Below are 8,202 nucleotides of genomic sequence, written 5' to 3' on the forward strand. Positions count from 1 at the left end.
TTAATTCCAATGTAAATGATATATGAAAACCTCAGCTGCATAGAATTGAGAATTAAGATTATTTATAAAAAAGGTTGTCCCAAAACAATTTTTGGGGCAACCCGCATGTAAAATTATATTATGATCTATATCATTATTAAACGGCGTTATTTTCTCTAACTTTATCAAATTTTCCGGATTTTAAATCTGAAATCCAGTGTCTGATGCTTTCATAGAGTATAACTACTAGTATAACTATAAGCACGAAGGATAATACTGTAAGTAAAGTTTTACCATTTGGAATATAGTTTCCTGTTATATTTTCAATAGATGCTGTTAAAGTAGCTATACTTATAAAGGTCATAGGCAATACTGTAAGAGGCATGTATTTTCTCTTGCCCATTCTTATGAGTACTGAAGTACCTATGGCAAAGGCTATAGCTGCCAGACTCTGGTTGGCTACACCAAATAGAGGCCAGATAGTTGATATATTACCGGTGTAGAGAAGGTATCCCCAGGCAAATGACATAATAAAACTAAAGAATATTATGTTAAACCACGAATCTTTCTTTGCAAGTGGTTTGTAAATCTTACCTACAAGATCCTGAATTAGATATCTGCCTATTCTGGTACCTGAATCTATAGTTGTTAAAATAAATAGTGCTTCAAACATTATGCAGAAATGATACCAGTAAGACATTAATCCTTTCATGCCCGGTATTTTATAAAATACATAAGACATACCTACTGCCAGGGATACACTTCCGCCTGGTCTTCCAGCTAGTTGCTCTCCTACCATTTGTGAAAGCATAGGCAGTTCTTTTGGAATCATTCCAAGTTTTGCAAATACTGCTGGTGCAGAGTTTATAGCAAAGTAATCAGCAGTTGGAAGACATGTTGCAGCTATTAGAGCCATCAATGCTATAAAAGATTCTATAAGCATAGAGCCGTATCCAATAGGGAGTATGTCCCTCTCATTTGAAATAAGTTTAGGAGTAGTACCAGAACCTATAAGTGAGTGGAATCCCGACAGTGCACCGCAGGCTATAGTTATGAATACGAACGGGAATACCTTACCCGGTACTATAGGTCCGCCTCCAGATACAAATTGAGTGACTGCTGGCATATTCAAAACCGGTCTAACTAGTATGATACCTACTACTAGAAGTGCTATAACACCAAGTTTCATATAAGTGCTTAGGTAATCTCTTGGAAGAAGCAGAAGCCATACAGGCAAAACAGCAGCACAAAAACCATAAATAGCTAGGATAAGAGACATCTGTTTAACGTTAAATGTCAAATATGGAGCTAAAGCTGTGTGCTGGATATAAGGTCCTAACGCAACTCCCAATATTATAAGTGCCATACCGATAACGGTAGCTTCAGCTATCTTACCAGGTCTTATAAATTTAAGATAGATACCTACAAAAATTGCTACTGGAATGGTAAAGCCAACTGTAAAAGTACCCCAGGGACTGTTGTAAAGTGAGTTCACTATTGGAAGACCAAGGCCTGCCATAGTAATTATCAATATAAATATAACTGAAATTGATGTGATGAAACCCATTCTTTCGCCTAAATTTTTTCTCGCNGTTCACTATTGGAAGACCAAGGCCTGCCATAGTAATTATCAATATAAATATAACTGAAATTGATGTGATGAAACCCATTCTTTCGCCTAAATTTTTTCTCGCAATTTCGGCAATGGATTGTCCATCTTGTCTAACTGAAGCAAATAGAATTACCATGTCATGAACTCCACCAGCTAATACACCGCCGATTAAAATCCACAGCGTACCTGGCAGATAACCAAATTGGGCTGCTAAAACTGGTCCAATTAATGGTCCTGCACCTGCTATTGCAGCAAAATGATGGCCTAATAATATCCACTTGTTAGTGGGAACGTAATCATGACCATCTTCAAATTTTTTAGATGGAACTTCCCTGGTCTCATCTAAAACTAATACTTTAGCTGCGATCCAGGAGCCGTAAAATCTGTAACCTAGAACTAATACAAGAGCACCTATAATTACAAGTACTATTGAGTTCATAAAACAACCTCCTTTAAGATTCAATAAATAAATACAATTAATGCTTAATGGTTTACATATAATACTTAATGGTTTACATGTAGTGACTAATTGTTCCATGCATAATGATAGTATGAATCTATTAATTTTTCTATCTAAATTCTCCGAATTGATAAAAAAATATATTAAAGAGTCGAAATAAAAGGTTAAGTGACATTTTTTAAAATGATATTTTTATTAGCTATAAGTTTAATTTTGTTATATAATTATATATAAATAATTTGTGTTTTGAACAAATAATGCAGGAGATTGGACTTTGGCGCACTATAGGAACAAAAGTATTAGAGTTATGCTAGAAGTCGGCTAATGCAGTTTTTAGAGGTGGTAAATTTTGATATATATTCAATTGCTTGAAAGTATGGCACTTATAGCTATATCTGCATATATATACAATCAATCTCATGTTTTAAAAAATATGATTAAAGGTGAGCTGAAATTCATAGATAAAATTGCACTTATAGTGTTTTTCAGTTTATTGGGTATTATAGGTAATTATACTGGAGTAAATGTAGAGCCCTATGCTATGGATAATATCAGGCCAATGGGCTCTATACAAGCAGGATATATTGGACTGCACGATGCCATAGCAAATACAAGACCTATAGCAGCTATAGTAGCAGGGTATATAGGGGGGCCTGTATTTGGAGTGATAGTTGGAATTATAGCAGGAACTCACAGATATTTTTTAGGAGGATTTACTGCCCTTTCCTGCGGAGTTGCCACTTTGGCAGAAGGATTGGTTGGAGGACTTATAAAAAAACTCTCGAAAGATGAAGGTTTTAATCTTAAGAAGGTATTTATTGGAGCAGTGGCGGCAGAATGCTGTCAGATGATTATAATTTTAATACTTTCCAGACCGTTTAGTTCAGCCCTTAAATTAGTAGAGATTATAGCGGTACCTATGATTCTCATAAATTCTCTAGGTTCAGTAATTTTTATAAATATAATAAAAAGTGCAAAGGAGGAATACGATAGAATTGGTGCTATAGAAGCACAGAGAGCTCTTAATATTACAAAAAAAACTGTAAATTATATGAGAAAGGGACTTAACGAAAAAACGGCAAAAAATGTTTCTGAAATAATATATGAGATGACCAATGCAGATGGCATATTTATAGGAGATAAAAATGGATTTTTAGCTTATTCTGGAATTAGTATACATGAAGAAAAATTAAGACAGGAGATACAAAAATACAATAAATCACCTGATTATAAAATTATTGAACTGCAATATGATGGTAAATCCATGTTTTTTGTTTGTGCTCCATTTAAAATACCCAACTCAGGTTTTGAAGGAGTGCTTGGATTGGGGGTGAGGTTGAAGAAAAATATTAATCCCTATTTCATACAATTTGGGAAAGAATTAAGTGATCTCCTATCCAACCAGATAGAACTATATAAATTGAATAAATTGGCTAAAGAGGCATCTACGGCAGAATTTAGAGCTTTAAGAGCTCAGATAGAACCACACTTTTTGTTCAATGCACTAAATACCATAGCTTCTTTTTGCAGAACAAATCCTTCAAAGGCCAGAGAGCTTATAATAGATCTGTCCAATTATTTTAGGCAAACATTAAAAAGACAGGAGGATTTTGTTTATCTGAAAGATGAGATTGAATTTATTCAATCCTACCTTTCCATTGAGACAGCTAGGTTTGGTAATAGATTACAGTTAATTATTGATATACCGGATGAAATGATGGATGAGAAAGTGCCTGTATTTGTGCTTCAGCCGATTGTGGAAAATGCTATAAAACACGGTATATTGCCTAAGCCGGAAGGCGGGAAAGTATACCTTGAGGCATTTTTTGAAAATGATGAAATACGTTTTTGTATAACAGATACAGGAGTGGGGATGAATGAAGAAAGACTAAATGAAGTTTTAACTAAATGGCCGGGTATAGGGCTGAAAAATGTAAATGAGAGATTGAAATTGTTATATGGAGAGGATCATGGGCTTGATATAAAAACATCTGTAAATAATGGAACCAAGATTAGTTTTTTAATATCGATGAGGGAGGTTTCATCAATAAATGGATAAATTGAGATGTGTTATTGTAGAAGATGAGATACCTGCTGCAGAGGAGTTGAATTATATAATATCACAGCACAAGGGTATATCTGTAGAGGGAATTGCATATGATGGTAAAACTGGCATGGAACTTGTAAAATCAAAAAAACCTGATGCGGTATTTCTAGATATAAATATGCCGGTGGAAAATGGTATGGAAGTTGCTAAGAATATTAAAAGATTTGATGAACATGTTGATATAATCTTTGTCACTGCTTATGAGGAACATGCAGTAAAAGCTTTTGAGTTAAATGCGTTGGATTATGTCTTGAAACCCTTTGATGAAAAAAGGATAGCTATTACCATAGATAGGCTTATGCAGAAAAGTGATGACAAAAATACAGAGGACGGGAGAATATCAAAGGATATTTTGAATGAATTGATAGATAAAATGGATAAGGAAAAAAAACTGGTTAAGAAAATACCCTGTGAGAGGCAGGGTAAGATAATACTGGTAAATGTAAAGGATATCTACTACTGTTATATAAAAGATGATAAAACCTATGTGAAGGTTAAAAATGATAGTTACTTAGTGGGATATACTTTAGGTCAAATAGAAGAAAGAACTAATTTTTTTAGATCTCACAGGAGTTTTTTAGTGAATATAGATAATATTAGAGAATTGTATTCCTGGTTTAATGGCACATATAAATTAGTAATGGATGATGAGAAAAAATCTGAGATACCGATAAGCAGAAACAATGTAAAAAAATTAAAAAGTCTTTTGAAAATGTAGTAAGAGCTATGATAATTTGACAATAGGAGGTTGATGTTATGGCATTGGCAAATGTGAGTATACAGGTTTTACCTGTAGTTGAAGAGAAGGATCTTTATGGTGTAGTTGATAAAGTAATAGAATATATAGATTCCTGTGGTGTAAAATATGAGGTAGGACCTATGGAAACTACTATGGAGGGAGAATTGAGTCAGCTTTTAAAAATAGTGGAAACTGCCCAAACCATATGTGTGGAGCAAGGGGCTTCAAGGGTGGCATCTGTAGTGAAAATAGATTATAGACCCTCCGGAGTTACTATGGAAGAGAAGATAGGAAAATATAGAAAGTAAGTTAATTGAAAAAGTTTTAGTCGATCTTATGGGTACGGTAGAGCTCTCTCATGAAAAATGGTTTTTATACCGTACCTAAAAATGATCTAAAAATTGGCATAACTTATAGCATTTTTTCCCATCTGCTGTATAGGTCATCTATTTTACTCTGTGTGTCCAGAACTTTTTTGTTTATCTCGCTGCTTTTTTTGGAGTCAGAATAAACTTCCTCTAGGCACAATTTTTTTTGTAATTTTGACAAAAAATTCTCTAAACTTGATATTTCTTCTTCAATGTAATCTATTTCAGCTTTTTTTTCATGTTGTTTTTTTTCAAGAGCTCTTTTCTTTTTTTTATCATGCTGTATCTGAGTTTTAGTTTTACCTCTATTTTTTTCCTGTTTCTCAAATCTCAATGGATTGTTCTTTTTTTCAATATAATAGGAATAATTTCCGAGATATTCCTTCATGCCATTTTTCTTTAACTCATATATTTTATTTACAGATTTATTTAAAAAATATCTGTCATGGGAGATTACGAGTAAAGTGCCATTATAATTTAACAATGCTTCTTCCAGAGCCTCTCGAGAGGTTATATCCAGGTGATTTGTAGGCTCATCTAGAAGCAAAAAATTGGCTTTGGATAATATCAGCTTTAATAAATTTATTCTACATTTTTCACCACCGCTTAAAGATGAAATTTTCTTGAATACTTCATCTCCGGTAAAAAGGAAACTAGCCAGCGAATTTCGTATTTCTGTGGCAGTTAGTTTAGGAAATTTATCCCATATCTCACCTAAGACTGTTTTTTCAGGATCTAGATCAGACTGCTCCTGATCATAATATCCTATTTCTACATTCCTGCCTAGTAGACATATGCCAGTGTCTTTTTTAATTTCTCCCATAATTATTTTGAAAAGAGTGGTTTTGCCACAGCCGTTTTCGCCAATAATTGCTGTTTTTTCACCTTTTTTTAGCTTAAAGTTTAAATTCTGGAATAAAATATTATTGTTGAAACTTTTACTCATATCTTTTACCTGCAGCACATCATCTCCACTGTTTAGCTGGGTTTTAAATATTACATTTTTAATTTTTTTATCTTTGTCTGGTGGAGCTATTCTCTCTAATTTATTCAGCATTTTTTCCCGGCTTTCTGCTGCTTTTATACTTTTTTCCCTATTAAATGATCTGTATTTTTTGATAATTTCTTCCTGCTTTTTTATTTCCATCTGCTGTATGTTATATGCTTTTAATTGAATTTCATAGTTTCTTTTTTTAAGTTCAAGATATTTGGTATAATTGCCGTTATAATAATTTATATGACCATTTATGAGCTCAATGGTTGAATGTGTTATGGCATCTAAAAAATATCTATCGTGGGATATCAGTATTACAGTGCCCTTATAAGCTTTTAAATAATCTTCCAGCCATTCTATGGCATCTAAATCCAAATGGTTGGTAGGTTCATCAAGTAGAAGTATATCGGGTTTTGTAAGGAGAAGCTTGCAAAGGGCCACACGCGTTTTTTTACCACCGCTTAACACGTTTATAGGTGTGCTGTATTCATCCTCTGTAAAACCGAGTCCCTTTAGGGTTTTCCCTATTTCCGCCCTATAAGTGTATCCCCCTCTATTTGAATAAAGCTCTGAGCAGGTAGTGTAATCATTTATCAGCTTATTGTGATATTCTTTTCTGGCTGTATCATAGGGTTTGCTCATTAATGATTCCAATTTATCAAGTTTTTTTTCAAGATTAACAAGATCCTCAAATACAGTATACATTTCATCATATATTGTATTTGAAGAATCTAAAGACAGATGCTGGGTTAAATACCCTAGAGTTTTAGATCTATCTATATACAGATCTCCGCTATCATAGTTTGATTTATTTGTTAAAATGTCGAACAAGGTAGACTTGCCGGTTCCATTTGGACCTATGAGGCCGACTTTATCTCCTTCATTTATATTGAAAGTTACATCTCCGAGTATAACTTTTATCCCATAGCTTTTATGGATATTTTTACAGCTTAAAACTATCATGAATAATAACACCTTCCTTGATCATTAACATTTTACTATGTATAATGATTTTTTTGTAGCCCTAATTTATTAAAATATATAGATATATTAAATGGTAGTAAATATAAAAATAATAAAAAAGAAACTATTGACATATGTTATAATTAAATAATAGTATAAATTATAGAAATAAATCATTTAGGACTATTTTATTAATAGATACAATAATAGATGATACACTAAATTTTATAAATACGAGGTGCTTTATGGATAAAAAGAAAAATATATCGATGGCTGTTATAAAAAGATTACCAAAATACCATAGATATTTAGGCGATTTAATGAGAAATGATGTGGATAGAATATCTTCAAAGGAATTGAGTGAAAAAATAGGGTTTACAGCCTCCCAGATAAGACAGGATTTAAATTGCTTTGGAGATTTTGGTCAGCAGGGTTATGGATATAATGTAAGTGAATTGTATAGTCAGATATGCAACATACTTGGACTTACAAAATTATACAGAACAGCAATAATAGGAGCAGGGAATATAGGTCAGGCTATAGCTAATTATACCAGATTTGAAAAGTTAGGTTTTGAATTAAAAGCTATATTTGATATAAATCCTAAACTCATTGGCCTTAGAATTAGAGATATTGAGATAAATGATATTGATTATTTGCCTGAGTATTTGAAAGAAAATGTTATAGATATAGGCATAATATGTGTTCCAAGTAATAACGCACAAAAGGTTTGCGACATTTTGGTTAAAAATGGGGTGAAAGGTATCTGGAATTTTGCTCCTGTCGATCTCATTGTGCCAGAGGATGTGAAGATGGAGGATGTTCATTTAAGTGACAGCTTGTTGACTTTGAGCTGTTTGTTAAATGATGTGGATTGAAATTAGTTTGTATAAATATAATTCTGAATTTTAGATAAAAGTAATAATAATTATACTATCTTCAATTCGTAATTTGAATATAGAGATCCAATCCTGCTATAC

The 8,202-nt window shown here is 32.8% G+C and carries 5 protein-coding genes and 1 pseudogene; 4 read left to right on the forward strand and 2 right to left on the reverse strand.

Annotated elements, in window-relative coordinates:
• Window positions 1-136: 136 nt before the first annotated feature.
• Window positions 137-2,030 (reverse strand): annotated as a pseudogene (locus ACFHWD_RS16675) (carbon starvation protein A).
• Between the two features lie 370 nt (window positions 2,031-2,400).
• Here ACFHWD_RS16675 and ACFHWD_RS16680 point away from each other — a divergent pair.
• From ACFHWD_RS16680 to ACFHWD_RS16690, 3 genes are read left to right on the forward strand one after another with little or no spacing between them, the layout of a single operon-like run.
• Window positions 2,401-4,110: a LytS/YhcK type 5TM receptor domain-containing protein gene (locus tag ACFHWD_RS16680; protein WP_150358864.1), complete on the forward strand. Its 1,710-nt coding sequence runs from the start codon at window positions 2,401-2,403 to the stop codon at window positions 4,108-4,110.
• Window positions 4,103-4,876: a LytTR family DNA-binding domain-containing protein gene (locus tag ACFHWD_RS16685; protein ID WP_150358865.1), complete on the forward strand. Its 774-nt coding sequence runs from the start codon at window positions 4,103-4,105 to the stop codon at window positions 4,874-4,876. The genes ACFHWD_RS16680 and ACFHWD_RS16685 overlap by 8 nt, the downstream gene beginning before the upstream one ends.
• Before the next feature lie 38 nt (window positions 4,877-4,914).
• Window positions 4,915-5,205: a thiamine-binding protein gene (locus tag ACFHWD_RS16690; RefSeq protein WP_150358866.1), complete on the forward strand. Its 291-nt coding sequence runs from the start codon at window positions 4,915-4,917 to the stop codon at window positions 5,203-5,205.
• A gap of 103 nt (window positions 5,206-5,308) precedes the next feature.
• On the opposite strand, the gene abc-f is transcribed toward ACFHWD_RS16690, so the two are convergent.
• Complete coding sequence (gene abc-f, locus ACFHWD_RS16695) at window positions 5,309-7,222, reverse strand: ribosomal protection-like ABC-F family protein (protein WP_150358867.1); 1,914 nt, start codon at window positions 7,220-7,222, stop codon at window positions 5,309-5,311.
• Window positions 7,223-7,467: 245 nt separating this feature from the next.
• Here abc-f and ACFHWD_RS16700 point away from each other — a divergent pair, with 245 nt between their 5' ends.
• On the forward strand, window positions 7,468-8,100 hold the full coding sequence (locus ACFHWD_RS16700; protein ID WP_150358868.1) for a redox-sensing transcriptional repressor Rex: 633 nt from the start codon (window positions 7,468-7,470) through the stop codon (window positions 8,098-8,100).
• Window positions 8,101-8,202: the final 102 nt, after the last annotated feature.

The organism is Clostridium sp. MT-14, assembly GCF_042436595.1.
Taxonomy (GTDB): Bacteria; Bacillota; Clostridia; order Clostridiales; family Clostridiaceae; genus Clostridium_B; species Clostridium_B aromativorans.